At 41.0% G+C, this 16,317-nt stretch carries 13 protein-coding genes; 1 reads left to right on the forward strand and 12 read right to left on the reverse strand.

Features of this window, described 5'->3' with window-relative positions; all coding sequences use genetic code 11:
• Positions 1-6 precede the first annotated feature (6 nt).
• The gene (locus UB51_RS18755; protein WP_052676004.1) at positions 7-990 is read right to left on the reverse strand and encodes an ABC transporter substrate-binding protein; all 984 of its coding nucleotides are present in this window, start codon (positions 988-990) and stop codon (positions 7-9) included.
• A 215-nt stretch (positions 991-1,205) separates the two neighbouring features.
• Between UB51_RS18755 and UB51_RS18760 the strand changes: the two genes are divergently transcribed.
• The gene (locus tag UB51_RS18760) at positions 1,206-2,786 is read left to right on the forward strand and encodes a helix-turn-helix domain-containing protein (RefSeq protein WP_044878605.1); all 1,581 of its coding nucleotides are present in this window, start codon (positions 1,206-1,208) and stop codon (positions 2,784-2,786) included.
• Between the two features lie 146 nt (positions 2,787-2,932).
• Here the strand turns inward: UB51_RS18760 and UB51_RS18765 are convergent, their stop codons facing one another.
• The 11 genes from UB51_RS18765 to pyk all read right to left on the reverse strand — a co-directional run bounded on the left by UB51_RS18765 (position 2,933) and on the right by pyk (position 16,246).
• Positions 2,933-3,976 (reverse strand): NAD(P)/FAD-dependent oxidoreductase, encoded by a 1,044-nt coding sequence (locus UB51_RS18765; protein ID WP_044878606.1) that lies wholly within the window; start codon positions 3,974-3,976, stop codon positions 2,933-2,935.
• 319 nt (positions 3,977-4,295) lie between these two features.
• Positions 4,296-4,973, reverse strand: coding sequence for a deoxyribose-phosphate aldolase (gene deoC, locus UB51_RS18770; RefSeq protein WP_044878607.1), 678 nt, complete (start codon positions 4,971-4,973; stop codon positions 4,296-4,298).
• A 183-nt stretch (positions 4,974-5,156) separates the two neighbouring features.
• A complete protein-coding gene (locus UB51_RS18775) occupies positions 5,157-5,474 on the reverse strand; it encodes a thioredoxin family protein (RefSeq protein WP_044878608.1) in 318 nt (105 codons plus the stop codon).
• 181 nt (positions 5,475-5,655) lie between these two features.
• Entirely contained in the window at positions 5,656-6,588 is a 933-nt protein-coding gene (locus UB51_RS18780; protein WP_044880285.1) for a manganese-dependent inorganic pyrophosphatase, read from the reverse strand.
• 186 nt (positions 6,589-6,774) lie between these two features.
• Positions 6,775-7,956 carry an SLC45 family MFS transporter gene (locus tag UB51_RS18785; RefSeq protein ID WP_044878609.1) on the reverse strand — a complete coding sequence of 394 codons (1,182 nt, stop codon included), beginning with the start codon at positions 7,954-7,956 and terminating at the stop codon, positions 6,775-6,777.
• Between the two features lie 4 nt (positions 7,957-7,960).
• Positions 7,961-8,698 (reverse strand): glycerophosphodiester phosphodiesterase, encoded by a 738-nt coding sequence (locus UB51_RS18790; protein ID WP_044880286.1) that lies wholly within the window; start codon positions 8,696-8,698, stop codon positions 7,961-7,963.
• A 169-nt stretch (positions 8,699-8,867) separates the two neighbouring features.
• Entirely contained in the window at positions 8,868-10,025 is a 1,158-nt protein-coding gene (locus UB51_RS18795; RefSeq protein ID WP_044878610.1) for a cation:proton antiporter, read from the reverse strand.
• Positions 10,026-10,253: 228 nt separating this feature from the next.
• Entirely contained in the window at positions 10,254-12,317 is a 2,064-nt protein-coding gene (locus UB51_RS18800) for a methyl-accepting chemotaxis protein (RefSeq protein ID WP_044878611.1), read from the reverse strand.
• A 285-nt stretch (positions 12,318-12,602) separates the two neighbouring features.
• Positions 12,603-13,307, reverse strand: coding sequence for a metal-dependent hydrolase (locus UB51_RS18805; RefSeq protein WP_044878612.1), 705 nt, complete (start codon positions 13,305-13,307; stop codon positions 12,603-12,605).
• A 74-nt stretch (positions 13,308-13,381) separates the two neighbouring features.
• Complete coding sequence (locus UB51_RS18810; protein WP_052676005.1) at positions 13,382-14,416, reverse strand: hypothetical protein; 1,035 nt, start codon at positions 14,414-14,416, stop codon at positions 13,382-13,384.
• Between the two features lie 417 nt (positions 14,417-14,833).
• Positions 14,834-16,246, reverse strand: coding sequence for a pyruvate kinase (gene pyk / locus UB51_RS18815; protein ID WP_044878613.1), 1,413 nt, complete (start codon positions 16,244-16,246; stop codon positions 14,834-14,836).
• Between the last annotated feature and the right edge of the window lie 71 nt (positions 16,247-16,317).

The following is a 16,317-nucleotide window of genomic DNA, read 5'->3' on the forward strand; positions in this document are numbered from 1 at the left end:
CTACGGTTACCTCAAAATTACCGGAAGATCCTCAATCAGCTTTTCTCTCGCTAATGGATCTGTTGTGATGCCAAGACTTCCAGCAATGAAATAAACCTTTCCGGCTTTAATGGCCGGAAGATCTCTCCAGATCGGTCCTGTGATCATTTCCTCCGCTGCTCTTCGTTCTTTTTCATCAAAAAACACTATAAAGATTCTATCCCCTGCCAACTCTGGCAGTAGTTCAGCGGATATATCGATATATCCATAACCCTTAGGATCTTCAATCAGTTTCTGAATAGCCTGAGTCGGCTTAAAGCCATTCTCATGGTAAATAAAGCTAGGCAAATAGCTGGTTGTATATACGCTGAGCCTATTGGCACCTAACATATACTGAAAGACCGACGCTGTTTCATCAGTTTGAATAATGTTATCCTGCACTAATGACTTCCACATCTCTGTTACTTTGACTTCATGCTTGGCCAGAAATGCCTCCGCTTCTTTCTCATAGCCGAACCATTCCCCGATTCTCTTAATCCGGTCTGCCATCGGATCCCACTCGTTCGTCAGAAGGACAGGTGCAACTTTAGAAATCGCTTCAATCTGTGCCGAATCCGTAATAGAGGTAATAATAATATCCGGCTGCAGTTCAATTAATTTTTCAACATTTAGAGGCCAGCCTACATCCGCAACATCTTTAATTTCTTCTTTATAAACTGCATTTTCAAGGCCGCCTTGAACTAATCCTACGGGTTGAATACCAAACAACAAAATATCGCCTACCGTATTATCCGTATACACAACTCGCTTGGGCGAGCTCGGGATTTCGACCTTTCGTCCCTTGATATCAGTAACGATTTTCGTCTCGGCAGTTGAACTTTCCTTGCCTGCTGTCTGAGATACTTCCCCTTCTGTCTTGTCTCCCCCGTTGTTGCTACTGCAAGCGCCCATCAAAGCAGCGATCAAACAAAATATCAGACTTAACAGTAATAACTGTGACCTCTTCAACATGAATGTCCTCCTACACGTTTTCCTTTTATTGATAATGATTATCAACATCATTTATTATACATGCTATTCCATTTTGACATCAATGGAGAGAAAGGCTGTTTTTTTGTACCATTGAGATGGCTTAATGATGGATATATCGATACATTGAAATAAAGGAAACTTTCGTGTAAGATCAATTTAATTGATAATCGTTCTCAAATATGGAGGTGCTTCATTTGAATCTGGAAACTCTTGGAGCTACAAGTCCAATCAACGCAATACACTTTGAACTACACAGCATGGTGCAGGGAAGCTTCTCCCACAACTTGATTGTTCCACAACAGCACCTGGATACCTATATCATATTAGCGATCGAAGAAGGAGAAGGAGTCCTGGTCTGGAACAACCAAGAGCACCACCTACTATATGGAACATGTTTCCTGATTGACCCCGATTCTAATATTGAAATCAAAAATGTCAAAAATACCAACCTATGCCTATGGCTGTTGACATTCTCTGTGCATTCCACCATAAACCCCTCTTCTGCCTACTTGAAATCGGGTGAATTCTGCGTGCCATCCTTCGAGTCTTTAATTCGTGGGTTTAAAGGCATCGCAAAGCATCAGAACGACCGTGAGGTACTAGAGCAAATGGCCAATCATTCCAGATTCCAAAAGGTAATTGGCGGTCTCCTTCCACATATCGGGCATAACAAAACAACCGAAAGCAGCAGGCAAGCTGTTTCCGAAATCATTGCGCAATTGAAGGAGAATTACCAGGAAGATGTATCCGTAGAGGAGCTTGCTGCGCGAGCCCAAATTAGCAATCGCAGATTTACACATTGGTTTAAGCTATTAACCGGAACCAATGTATCCGGCTACATGACGACTTTACGAATGAATCAAGCCAAACAGTTGCTTCTGAGCGGTGGACGCTTGCAGGAAATTGCCAGTACGGTAGGCTACCGAGATGAATTTTATTTTAATCGACGCTTCAAGCAAACGGTAGGCATTTCTCCCGGCCAGTTCATCCGCAATCATAAGAAAAAGCAAATTAATATTTGTGCAATGAGTTGCCTCGGCCATCTACTTGCGCTTGGTATTCGTCCAGCCGCTGCCGCAAAAAACTTAACGAATAATTATCATTTGAGAGAACTCAGCTCTGATATTCATAAGGTCAACAGTATTCCCTTTCAGCTCGATGAGATTGCCAATCTTCATCCGGAGCTGATCCTCGCTGCGGATCAACAGGATTACGATAAGCTGTCGAAAGTCGCTCCTACCCTATTGTTCTCAGCCAATGAACATAAGCCGCCTGCTTTGCTCCGGATGCTTGGAGAAACATTTGGCAAGCAGAATGAGGCAGAACAGTGGATTTTACAGTACAAGCGAAAGACACAGCGCAACAGAGCAAAACTGGCCGGTATTATTCCAAGCCATGAAACATTCTCGGCCATTGAGATTCGAACCGACTCCATTTATGTTTTCGGCAATTATTGGTGTAGGGGTGCTTACAATTTGTATGATGGACTGGAACTTGCAGCTCCAGCAATCATTCAGCATGAAATGATAGATAAAGAAGCCTATCGCATTATATCCGAGGAGCAATTGCCGCTATATGTAGGTGATCATCTTTTCTTGACGGTCGTCGATCCGGTTCGCTTCAAGCAATTGTCAAACACTCCATGGTGGAAATCAATGCCTGCTGTATCACATAACCAGGTCTACCAAACCAATCTTCTGAATTTTGGTGTTAGTGATCCGATCTCTTTGTATAATCAGCTTGATATACAAATGAAATTACTGCTTGCACGATGAAGTCTTCTTGACCTCGAAACTTCTTAATAGGTAAAGGTTTGGCATCCTGAGAAGAGAAGCCCTTGTTGTTATCCAAGGATGCTCTTTGAAACAGAGAATGACGAGCCTATGGCTCGTCATTCTCTGTTTCAAAGCGATTAGCCCACTTATTCATCTTCCTCTCTTATGCCCAGTGCAAGATTCTTCTCCTTGAACCGTTCGTTATGAGATGAAACATACGCCATCTCCGTAGCTTCAGGATCCATATATAACTTGGCGCTATTTAGCGCCAGTGCGCCACTCGTAAATGTGCCAGCAATCAGCTCGACTTTACTGCCATAAGATACGAAATCGCCGGCACCGAAAATGCCAGGGATGTTAGTATCCATCCTTTCTCCGACTTCTAAGTTCCATTCTCCCATGTTCAGACCCCAGTCACGAATTGGACCATAATCGATCTTCATTCCATGGTTCACGATCACTGCATCAACCTCTAACTGCTCGCGTTCCTCCGTTTCTACATGGATGATTGTCACGTGTTCGATGCTCTTCCCGTTACTGCTATGGAGAGCTTCAACCGCAAAAGGTGTACGGATGTTGACGGAGGATTGCTTCATAGTTGTTACATTTCGTTCATGTCCTCCGAATCGATCACGTCGATGAACCACCGTTACGTTTGCGGCAATCGGCTCTAGCTCATTCGCCCAATCCACTGCCGAATCTCCGCCTCCAGAGATAAGGACTCGCTTCCCTCTGAAGCCTTCAAGCTCTTGTACTGTGTAGTACAGATTCGTTACTTCATAACGATCAGCTCCTTCAACCTCCAGCTTGGCAAGCTTTCGGATTCCATAACCAATCGTCAATATGACCGTTCTCGTATGATGACGCTCACCACTTGCGGCCGTCAGGATGATCGTGCCATCCTCCTGACGTTCAAAATCGATAATCCGCTGGCCGAGTACAATAGTAGGGTCGAAGGTACGTGCCTGCTCGATCAATTGGGCAATCAACTTCTCACCGCGAATCGGGGTTATACCGCCTACATCCCAAATCATTTTCTCAGGATACGTAAGAATTCGTCCCCCCAACTCTTGTTGCGACTCAATCAGCTTCGTCTTCAAATCGCGCATGCCACTATAGAAGGTCGTATATAATCCAGCGGGGCCTCCGCCAATAATCGTTACATCGTATAGCTCTAAATGTTCATTCATCTTTTGCCTCCAGCTTCATGTTTTAAATGATATTAATTATCATTGTCATTAACTGTACTATAATTTGATTTGCTGCTATTAACAATGGAGAAACTGGTCGTTCTTCATACGGAAAGCATCACTTTAGTATAAAACACAAATTTCAGAACTCATTCGTTATGACATTCACATGGATTATACCGAGATCTAATTCAGGACATCCTCTCGGAACAGTCTCTCTACAATAATTAATGTAAAAAAACCAGTGTTCATGCCCTCTTTGGAGGTCTTGAACACCGGTTCATTTTCTGCTACGTTTGCTTAGATATTACGTAGGTTCTTAGTAACTGCTTTGGGACTGCTCCCCTTGCGCGATTGCCACTCCACCACTAGTCCCTATTCGGGTTGCACCCGCTTGAATCATCGCTTGTGCATCCTCTGCACTGCGTACTCCACCTGAAGCCTTAACACCCAGATCTGGTCCGACAGTCTTACGCATTAATGCGATATCCTCAACGGTAGCTCCTCCGGTGGAGAATCCAGTAGATGTTTTGACATAATCAGCCCCAGCTTCAACAGCTAGTTGGCACGCACGCACTTTCTCTTCTTCAGATAGTAAGCAGGTCTCAATAATAACTTTAGTCAAAGCTTGTCCACGAGCAGCCGCAACAACCGCAGCAATATCCCGTTTCACAAGTGCATCATCATGGTCCTTCAAAGCTCCAATGTTAATAACCATATCTACTTCTGTTGCCCCATTAGCAATGGCATTCGTAACTTCAAATGCCTTAACTTCTGACGTAGAAGCTCCAAGTGGAAATCCTATGACCGTACATACTTTCACTTCGGGTGTATCCTTCAATATTTCATGCGCCACTGCAACCCATGTTGGGTTTACACATACCGAGGCAAAGAGAAAGGTTTTGGCTTCTTCAGCCAGCTTAATTACTTCATCCCGACTAGCATTTGGCTTCAATAAGGTATGGTCGATCATTCTAGAAACTGATGCTTGGTTCATTATCTCGTTCCTCCTATACTCTTCTTAGAAATCTCAATTTTTCAATCAACAACTACTGCTATTATGGAATTATTTATCCAAAAATGCAAAGGTCCACCAATACATGTTTTCATTATGATCATTAAAAAAGCTATCCGACTCAATAGATGATATCGGATAGCCCTTACTTCGTAAGTTTACTTATTATTTAATGGAATCGAGATATTCTGTGATCTGAGTCGGTGTCTTGGCAAATTTACTATGCAAGTGGGCAATCTTCTCCCCATTTCGATACACTAACAGACTCGGTATACCTCGAACATCATTCTGTTCCGAAATATTTGGGAATGATTCCACATCCATAGCATAGAAATGTTTGTCGGGATTATTGTCTATAATTCCATCCATAAATTTATCCAATGTCTTGCAGTCAGGACACCATGTTGCATCATATTTAATAACAGTTAATTCATCACCTTGCGTCAGCTGTTTATATTGTTCTTCTGTTTGAATTCTTTCCATGTCTTTGTTCCTCCTATGTGTGGCTATACCCTAAGTCTTATTCGCTATGCAATGATAAAATTCACACTCGAATGACTTAATGTACATTTTAACCATTATTTTTTTTTTTGCAAATTCATGTTTAACAGCAAAAAGCGCAGTTTGGCCAGATTCGGCATAACTGCGCTTTTTGTTGAACACTCTAGATTTTATTCAATGTTTCAGTCAACACCGGTACAATCTGAGATTTACGTGATACTACGCCTTTTAGAATGGCTTTGTTATCGTCTAGCTTCACATTGTAAGCTTGCTCTACCGCATGTGCTGAAGCTCCAAGTGCTAAGGCTACAGAATCATTATTCAGAATATCTGTCACTACAAATACGAACAGATCCAAACTCTTAGCTGCAATAACATCTGTGAGCGCCTTCTCCAATTCTGCTTGACGAGCCAGAACATCGTTCGTATCCACAGCATTGACTTGAGCGATCTCAACCTTAAAGTTCCCCATTTGGAACTCCTTAGCATCAAGGGAGATCAATTCACTGATACTTTTATCACTAAGGTCTGCTCCAGCTTTAAGCATTTCAAGACCATAGCTCTCCAAATTAACACCAGCGATTTCAGCTAGCTCCTTAGCTGCAGCTACATCTTCATCTGTACAAGTTGGAGATTTCAATAATAGGGAATCTGAAATGATAGCCGATAGCATTAAGCCCGCGATTTCTTTACGAATAGCTACCCCTTTTTCCTTATATATTTTATTAAGTATAGTCGCTGTACAGCCTACAGGCTCTGCACGATAATACAACGGATGGCTCGTCTCAAAATTCGCAATACGATGGTGATCAATAACCTCGATAACACGAACCTGATCAAGATCACTTACACTTTGTTGACGTTCATTATGATCGACTAGAATAACTTCTTGCACTTCATTCGCTACCGTCTCCACTTGACGTGGTGCTGATACTTTGAAATGATCAAGTGCATATTGTGTCTCACCGTTAACACTACCTAGACGAACAGGTTCTGCATCCACACCCATTGCTTTCTTGAGTTCCGCATACGCAATGGCAGAACAAATGGTATCACTGTCTGGATTTTTATGCCCAAAAATAAGAACTTTACTCATAATCATTATTCTCTCCTTCTCGTCTTCGATAATAAATACGCCAGAATGATTGTCCTATGTATAGATTATAACTTCAATGGTGACTTATTCCAATCCCTTTACAGAGAATAATTCCAAAATAGACAAGGATGCACGACTTCGTTGTATTATTAAAGGGACGGCACAGCCGTCCTTTATTTAAAGACGCTATCCGCCCATCGCATCCGAAGACTCATTCCCTTGTCTAACCATGAGCATACATGCCAACGCCACGAGCAAACTCGCCGATGCACAATAGAACAATATGGAATACCCAAAGTTATCGATCATCTGACCCAGTAAAGGTGGAGATGATATGGCAGCTAATGAAGATACTAAGTAGTACAATCCTGTTCTTGTACCAATACTCTCTTCCTTACCTGTTGAAATAATAAAAGGGTAAGAGTTGATATTAATACATGCCCAGAACATCCCCCCTATGAGCAGTACAACACGAAGCATGAGTAAATCTTTCACGAAGATGACAAGAGTAAAGACTACAAACAAGCCACATATGCCTGTAATGATCATCTTTCTCTTTCCGAATCGTTTGCCCAACAATCCACTTGGAATCGCAAAGAGAACAAAGGCTACAGAGAAGAAGGTAAGTGAGAAGGCAGAGGCCTTCTCACTCAGCCCAAGATAGTTCTTACCATATAAAGTGAACAAAGTTTCAACACCTTGATAAGAGACGAACCAGAAAAAAATAGCGGCTAGTAAAAATAACGTCGTACGATCAAACTGACTTTTTAACGAAATACGGGGTATCCTTGTTTCTTCCGAGTTCACGCCATCTCTCTCTTCCTTAATCGATCGAGAGACAACCAGAAGACAAATAAGTGTTACGATTCCCGCAGCTATGAAAGGTGCCGACCGATGAAGATCATACATCATGGAGCCTACACCAAATGCAATGATAGATCCTACTCCGCCCATGAAATTAATAATTCCGTTTGCTTTCGTGCGTCTATTCTCTGGTGTAATATCTGGCATTAATGCAATGGTCGGGGATCGATACAGGCTCATAGATAGATTCATCAGGATCATGAATAATAGAAGAGTGAATAACCCCGTATGAAAGGGAATAATAGCTGTGAAGATCGCAGCAAGTGGCATTCCTACTAGCAAATAGGGGATTCTTCGACCATATCGAGTTCTAGTACGGTCACTTCGATTCCCTATCCATGGTTGTAGAAACAGCGCAAAATAATTGTCTATTGTCATCAAAAAGCCCACAACGGCTATGCTTTGTACGTAATTTTCCAGAAAGAAAGGAATGAATGCATTATATAATGCCCATGTAATACTAATACTGAAAAATCCAAAGCCCAGCAACCATGTTCTTTTCACTGGCTCACGCTCCTCTATTCGCCAATAGTTCAGCTAATTTATCAGGATAATCTGTAATAATACCAGAAACTCCAGCTTCCATCAGTGCCTTCATTCGATCGGGCGCATTCACTGTGAAAGGGTGATAATCTTTACCATGCTCCACGGCTTCCGCAATAAACTCTGGAAGTACAGCAAGGTGATTCGCATGAAGCGCATCAGCTCCTACAGATGAAGCATAGTCCCATGGCCGATACAATCCTTCCATATACAAGATTCCTGTCCGAATCTCAGGAGCAATCGATTTACAGTGGACTAAGGAGTAATGGTTAAAGCTAGAAATCACGACTCGCTCAGCCATTCCATATTGCCTAACAAGGTTAATGACCTTTTCCTCCATCCCCGGATACATAAAGATACCATTCTTTAATTCAATATTTAGTATCGTATCCCGCACACGAAGAAGCTCTAATAGCTCTTCCAATGTAGGGATGTGCTCCCCCTTAAATGTCTCTCCAAACCAAGAACCGGCATCCTGCGCGGATATTTCCTCTGATATCATGTCTTTCACAAAGCCCTCTCCAGCAGTGGTTCGGTTGATGGCCTCATCATGAATTAAGACGAGTTGTCCATCCTTCGTCATCTGAACATCCGTTTCAATACCTGTTGCACCTAATTCAAGACTTTTGGTAAAAGACGCCATCGTGTTCTCAGGACATACCGCAGATGCGCCTCGATGTGCAAAATTAATGATCTTCTTCATCATTCATAGTTCTCTCCTTTTGTCAGTTTCACTTTGTTTTATTATAGTTTCTATTGTTGTTAGATATATCATCTGAATGTAAAAATAGAAAATAAAGACCCCATCCTTGTAAGATTGGGGCCGTTAAAGAAATATAATGATAAGACACATCATCTTATAGGAAACTTCGTTAGTCTTCTTTTACAACGGATGGCTCACGAAACAAGTACTTTAACAATGGCGGAGCCACTAAAGTAGTTAGAATAACCATAATAATAACGGAAGTGAAATATTCAGGCTGTAGCAAGCCTGCTTCCAAACCTGTGGCAGCGATAATTAGAGCCACTTCTCCTCTTGAGATCATCCCCGCTCCAATAGCAATAGAGGAATGATTGTTAAATCCAGTAAGGCGTGCTCCGAGTCCTCCACCGATCCACTTACTTACAATAGCAACAAGTGATAGTACAATTAGAAACACTATTTGTTGCCCTACACCCTCAAACGATACATTCAATCCAATACTCACAAAGAAAACAGGAACAAAAATAGAGTAAGCAATCGGCTCCAGCTTCTTCTCTACTGTATGCTTAAATGAAGTTTGCGAAATAGCGATGCCGGCTGCAAATGAACCTATAATACCAGCCATACCCATGATATCTGCAAAATAGGCAAATCCAAAACATATAATTAAAGCAGCGCTCATCGTTGCTTCTGTTACTCTGAGTGGCGCAAATATTTTCATAAATCTTGGCACAAGTAACCATCCCGCTACAATAATGACTGCGAAGAACAACACCTTTTTACCGATTAATAGTCCTAATGAAACATCTGCCCCAGTTCCGAGCAGACTCATCATCACCGCAAGTAGAATGACCACGAGTACATCATCCACAACAGCAGCGCCCAGAATCGTTGTGCCTTCGCGCGAATTCAACTTGTTCATATCCTTTAGCACCTGAGCAGAAATACTGACCGAAGTAGCACTAAAAATAACACCCATGAAAAGAGCATAGTTATGTGGAAATCCGAATACTTCTGCAACTGCGAATCCCCCAAGGAAAGGAAGAATAATACCTCCAACAGCTACAGCCAGTGCGGACTTCCAATTTCTCCGAAGCTGATCCAGGTCCGTCTCAAGACCCGCTATGAACATGAGTAACAGCACACCAATTTCCGACATTTCATGAATAAAGCTGCTATCACTTGGAATCCATCCTAAGACGGCAGGACCTAGAATAACCCCAACAATTAACTTACCCAGGACTGCTGGCTGCCCTAATCGAACAGCAAGATCACCTGCAACTTTAGTGAACACTAGAATAAGTACAAGATATAAAACAAAAGCCATAACTCCATCTCCCTTTTCTTCTATCCATAGTAACTTTCCTCTTTTAACGATTCTTTATGAAAAAAAGCATACAAAAAGAGGGACCCACAGAACTGGTCCCTCAAAAAAAAACAGAAGGAGCCCTTGGTGACAGGCTCCTCCAATAAAACAATACTGCATATAATTAACCGTTACTATAACTATATAGCTATTCTATAAGTTTGTAAACTACGTCACAGCAGCTTAACCTCATTCTGTTCTAAATTTAGAAGCAGCTTCCTTAAGATCTTTACTCAAGTTATCAATCGTCTCAATCATGTCTGATAAGTTCTGAACCATAGCAGATTGCTCCTTAATGGTAGCTGTAACTTCCTCCACTGAGGCGGATACTTCTTCTCCAGAAGCAGATAAACTCTGAGCAGATTCCAATACATCATCCTTGCTTTGTTCCATATCTGAGATTTCACTCGCCATCGGTTTAATCTGATCTGTAATCTCAATAACATTCCTTAAGATCGTGTCAAATGCTTCCTCTGTTTGACCTACATATTGATTCTGCTTACTTGAGATCTCTCTGATTTCTTTCACACTCTCATTATTCTCCCCAACATATTGAAGCGTCTGTTGAATAATGACATTAATCTCATTCGATTGCTTCGAGCTTTGTTCTGCCAATTTACGGATTTCTGTTGCTACAACTGCAAATCCTCTACCATACTCTCCGGCTCTTGCTGCTTCTATGGAAGCATTCAGTGCAAGTAGGTTAGTTTGTGTTGCAATCGCGGTAATAGCACCTGTGATCTCACTAATGCTATGTGAACTCTCTTCTAGTTTAGAAGTAATCCCAGAAATTTTACGTACTTCTCCTTCGTTCTTATCATTAATTTCAATCAAGTTCTCAATAACTTCTTTATTAGCATGAAATACCTCAATAATATTCTCGGCTCTTTCTTTTACAGACTGCGCTCTGTTATTAATATTATTAATTTTGTCTCCAACCTCATTAAATTTATCTACGATGTGTTCTGTATCATTCGATTGAGATTCCGTCGCTTTAGCAATTTCCATCGTCGTTGTTGCAGTCTCCTCAATGGAAGAAGCTGTTTGCTTCGAGGATGTTTCTAATTCTTGAGTACTGTAATTGAGTACATAAATAGTGCTATTCATATTCGAGATTAAATCTTTATTTAATCCAACCATGACGTTGAAACTATCTGCCAAGTCCTTGAACTCACTGTTGTATCGACCCGTAGCAGCCACCGTTAAATCACCAGATGATAACTTTCTGAACAAATTCGTAAGTTTAATGACCGGCTTTGTAATCGTTCTGGATAATAGCAATCCAAAGGTAACCGCGATGATCAGGGTAATGATGGTTACAATAGCTATGTTAGTGAACAATGTATCAAGTGGTTTTTTGATATCTCGATAGCTATCTTCAACGACAACTGTCCAATCTGCTTCAGGTATCTTCGAATACCTCATAAATTTATCTTGATAATCAATATTCCCTTGAATAATCTTGTCTACAGCTTTCTCTTTCAGAAGATTGGTCATATCAGCTGATTCTATCTTTTGCCCAATAAGCGTAGCATCTTGAGAGTGATATATAATCGCCCCATCTCGGCTTAAGATATAGATCAATCCTTCTTCATTGATTTGGATACCCTCCAATTTATCAACGAACATGGAAGTATCTATAGTACTGATGTAAACTCCAAGCACTTTGCCATTATCATCTTTAATGGGCTGTGCGAAGGAGACAATTAACGTATTAGTCGATTTTGATATCAAGGCATCACTTATATTGGATTTCCCTTTTACTGCTTCTTGAAAATACTCACGATCTGATCGATCGGCTTGAATCGCAACAGGACTACTACTTGAGATAACCTTCCCTTTAGAATCGACAACCATAAGGGTTTCAATTCCTTTTATTCCTTTAATGCTTTGAGTCAATATGTCATTTGATCTCGTAAACGATTGATTTTTAGCAGAAAAAAAGTCTTCTTCAGACAGCTTATTCTCATTACGCAGCTTTAATAAGTCTTTGAAGTCGCTATGAATTGAGATCAAATAAGCCATTTCTTGTTCTAACTGAACGGTTGATAATAAACTTTCCCCAATCCTGTCAGCATTTGCGTTCATTTCGTCCTTGCTCTTATCAAGAAGTAAACTTGAACCAAACATATACATGGAAGCACTTGTTCCTATAAGTACAACAATGACAAGCATACTTATAAATAGAGGTAATTTCACCCTTAAGGAGACATTTCTAACCGTGTTATTCCACGCTGCTATTCTATTCTTCATTGAACTCTTCCCCCGATAACATTAATGAGTAACATTTGTCTATGACTTTGCATTAGCATCATATTTATGTTATCGGAGGAAATATATCTTTTGATGAATGGAAAAAATACACTCTCTATTATTTCATTAGGATCTCCCGAAGGAACGGGTCCAATGTCATGATAAAGAGTGCACTATGTAACGGTTAAAATGGATATCAATTCTACAACATCTTCTTCTCTAATTGTTCAATCATGTCTATTCATACTTGTGGTTTGTTCGACAGATACTTTCTCATAATTCATATCACTTATTTGTTCTTTCCATATCTATTACCTCACCTGGTTGTAGAACCTTACCCGCTAACCCTTTCCTCTCTAGTTGTTGCACAAATGCTTGAGCATCCTGCTGAATAAGAGGGAATGTATTATAATGAACAGGTACAGTCATCTTCGCGTTATACCACTCGGCTGCTTGAAGTGCATCATCAATGCCCATCGTATACTTGTCTCCTATCGGAACGAAGGCAATATCAATGGAATAACGATCTCCGAACATTTTCATATCCCCGAAAAGACTCGTATCACCTGCATGAAGAATCGTTAGCCCTTCTGCAGAAATGATATATCCTCCTGGCATACCTGCATACATAATCCGTTGCTCTTCTTCCAATACAATACCAGAGCTATGAAAGGCTTGAATCATTTTAGCTTTGGCGAAACCAAGATCAACAGTACCACCGATGTTCATATCAATCGTTTTGACACCCTTCCATGACATATAAGTGGCAAGTTCCACATTGGCAACAACGGGAATATCATTTGCTTTAGCAATGGGCTCTGCATCTAGGATATGATCTATATGTGCATGGGTTAAGAGAACCGCATCTGTCTTAATCTCTTCCGGTAATGTGATCGCGAGCTCATTGCCACGTAGGAATGGGTCTATAATGAGAGACTTTCCCCCTGTAAAAATCTGAATACATGAATGGCCATGATACATAATTTCCATATGTTTTTCCCTCCTATTTGGATTAATGGCTTCTATCTAAATTTAATTATCCCCATTTATTGTCGGAGTAATTGCTAATCTCCACCCCCACCACAGCTAGAGCAACTAGACGAAGAACAGCTTGATGTCGACCCACTATCTCCACCGCCTCCTCCACTATCTGAGCTACTATCATGACTTCCGTTATCCGTACAATTCTCATCCCAGCCGTTGCAGATGTATCCGGAAGAATCACCCGTATTTGCTGTATCCTTCTTCTTCTCATCCTCTAAGGAATATTGTTGCATATGTTCTTCAAACCCGTTGTCATTCTGATAAGAGTGAAACATCATCGCACCCGCCATATAGGGCATGAAATCGGCATTTCCCCTCGAAGGCCTTGCTTCATCGTAAGCTGTATTGTGCTCAGCTCCACTAATTTGTCGTTTCGCCTTAGCAATCAAAAGATGAACCACACTCCGAATTTCCGGATATTGTTCAACTGTCCGTTGGTTAAACAGGCTTTTGACTAATGACTCTTCGCTCATTAGAAGAAGTTCCTCAATGCGGGTTATGTCAAGTGGATGACGAAAGAAGGATTTCCAAATGGCTCCTGTATACGGAGAGACAGTGAACAATTGACTGTACACCCACTCGAACCAAGCTCGTTCACCCGGATTAGGTGAGGACGCTGTACTTGAGTGAGGTGCATGATGAATGGAGGAGCCAATGAACGTTTCACCGAACTCTTGGTACTCGCGAGTAAACATTAACATCTCATGCCAGATGTCATCTACCGAATCACTATACATAGGCACAGATTTCATAATAGCTGTCATCATGAAATAACGTTTCAGCTCAAAAAATTTCCAATCAAATTCAGCTTCAGACATACGTGGGTATTTCTCTAACATTCTACCCTTAAGCTGTTTAACGAAATGTTTGGGTAATCCCGCTTGTAGGCGAGATTCAGCATCACGCAATATGACATCCCGTTGTAAGTTAAGCTGCTTGGGTACTAGATGTTTCTTATAGTTAGGCTGACGGCGCCTATTTCGAAAAGTTTTACTTAAACTTCTGATCATAAAAAAGATAGCAACCACAATAATAACCGTAATCAATACCTGCATGATCACCCTCCACTTCCATCAGTAATTTCACTATACCTTGATTATAAAAGCTAAAAAATCACGAACAACTTTTAGTAGATTAAGGTATAATATTGTTATCTTACACGATATAACGAGGAATTTAAATGACTGAAACTACACGTATTGATTGTATGAAATGCCAATATTTCTATGTTACATGGGATCCAAAGTACCCCAAGGGATGTAAAGCTTTTGAGTTTAAAACACATACCATGCCAAGTCTAACCGTATTAAGATCTTCCGGTAAGCCATGCATGAACTTTGAGCCCAAGATACAAGCGAGACCCTGATTTGTTTCCCTTAGATACTAAAGCATGGATATAAACAAAGAAGAGGATAAGGTTAACTGCGTTATAGCAGCTAATACCTTATCCTCTTCTCTGTAATTCTTAACTATTATACCTGTTGAATCTTAATCAAATTCGTTGTACCCGCGCCTAAAGGTACTCCTGCAGAAATAACAACCGTATCTCCTACTTCAATATATCCTGTCTGTGCTGCGTTACGAATAGATGACTCGATCATTTCATCTGTCGATGTCACCTTATCCCCTTTGACAGGAATGACACCCGAAAGAAGACAAATCTTAGCCAACACATTCTCATGCTGTGTAATCGCGATAATCGGTGCTTTAGGACGATATTTGGAAACCATACGTGCTGTAAAACCGCTCTCTGTAGATGTAATGATCGCTTTCGCGTTCAGCTCAAGAGAGGATCTCACCACGTTCTGGCTAATGACTTCTGTAATGTTTGTGTTCTGCTGTGATCTCTTCTTGTCAAATTCAGATTTGTAGTCGATCATCTCTTCCGCTTTTCTAGCAATAGCCGCCATCGTCTGAACCGATTGAACAGGATATTTACCTGCAGCTGATTCACCTGACAGCATCACTACATCCGCTCCTTGAAGCACTGCATTTGAGACGTCACTAACCTCGGCTCTTGTCGGACGTGGATTAACCTGCATGGATTCAAGCATATGAGTAGCAACAATAACAGGCTTACCTGCTAAGTTACATTTATCAATCATTTCTTTCTGCATTCTTGGTACGTCTTCAATTGGAACTTCTACGCCCAAGTCTCCACGTGCCACCATAATTCCATCGGAGGCTTCAATGATAGCATTTAGATTAATAACGCCTTCTTCATTCTCAATTTTAGAAATAATCTGTACATGCTCCGCTTTATGTTCTTTAAGAATGCTACGAATTTCCATAATATCTTCTGCTTTTCTTACGAATGAAGCAGCTATAATCTCGATGTCATGCTTTAACCCGAATCCAATATGAAGAACGTCGCGTTCAGTCACACCAGGTAGAGTGGTTTGAATTCCAGGAAGATTGACCCCTTTTCTAGGCTTCAATGTTCCACCACTAACGATTCGACAGTGAATATCATGACCCTTAATAGCAAGAACAGTCAGGTCTACAAGTCCATCATCAATCAGAATCCGATCATTGGGCTTAATGACTTGTGTCATATCTGGATAATTGACAGAAATCCGACTAGCGTCACCAAGTACCTCTTCCGTCGTCAGAATAAGCTCATTACCAACGACTAGCTCACATGATGCTTCTTTCAATTTACCTATACGAACCTCTGGCCCCTTGATATCCATCATAATGGGGATAAAGGTATTCATCTCTTTTGCCGCTTGGCGAACATTCTCGATTCTTTTCACATGATCCTCAAGCTCTCCGTGAGCCATATTTAATCTACCTACTGTCATCCCCGCTTGAATCATTTCTTTCAATACCGAAACGGAGTCACATGCAGGTCCCATAGTACATATAATTTTTGTTTTTAGCATTATTTATTCCTCCTCGTTTTTTTTCAATTGTATCTTCTATTCAAGAATGGCACTATGAACTATAGTATAAT

The organism is Paenibacillus sp. IHBB 10380 (assembly GCF_000949425.1).
Classification (GTDB): Bacteria; Bacillota; Bacilli; order Paenibacillales; family Paenibacillaceae; genus Paenibacillus_AQ.

Excerpts from the sequence above, each read along its gene's own strand:
- UB51_RS18755 (WP_052676004.1), bottom strand. The coding sequence starts at position 990 with ATGTTGAAGAGGTCACAGTTATTACTGTTAAGTCTGATATTTTGTTTG.
- UB51_RS18765 (WP_044878606.1), bottom strand. The coding sequence starts at position 3,976 with ATGAATGAACATTTAGAGCTATACGATGTAACGATTATTGGCGGAGGC.
- deoC (WP_044878607.1), bottom strand. The coding sequence starts at position 4,973 with ATGAACCAAGCATCAGTTTCTAGAATGATCGACCATACCTTATTGAAG.
- UB51_RS18775 (WP_044878608.1), bottom strand. The coding sequence starts at position 5,474 with ATGGAAAGAATTCAAACAGAAGAACAATATAAACAGCTGACGCAAGGT.
- UB51_RS18780 (WP_044880285.1), bottom strand. The coding sequence starts at position 6,588 with ATGAGTAAAGTTCTTATTTTTGGGCATAAAAATCCAGACAGTGATACC.
- UB51_RS18790 (WP_044880286.1), bottom strand. The coding sequence starts at position 8,698 with ATGAAGAAGATCATTAATTTTGCACATCGAGGCGCATCTGCGGTATGT.
- UB51_RS18795 (WP_044878610.1), bottom strand. The coding sequence starts at position 10,025 with ATGGCTTTTGTTTTATATCTTGTACTTATTCTAGTGTTCACTAAAGTT.
- UB51_RS18800 (WP_044878611.1), bottom strand. The coding sequence starts at position 12,317 with ATGAAGAATAGAATAGCAGCGTGGAATAACACGGTTAGAAATGTCTCC.
- UB51_RS18805 (WP_044878612.1), bottom strand. The coding sequence starts at position 13,307 with ATGGAAATTATGTATCATGGCCATTCATGTATTCAGATTTTTACAGGG.
- UB51_RS18810 (WP_052676005.1), bottom strand. The coding sequence starts at position 14,416 with ATGCAGGTATTGATTACGGTTATTATTGTGGTTGCTATCTTTTTTATG.
- pyk (WP_044878613.1), bottom strand. The coding sequence starts at position 16,246 with ATGCTAAAAACAAAAATTATATGTACTATGGGACCTGCATGTGACTCC.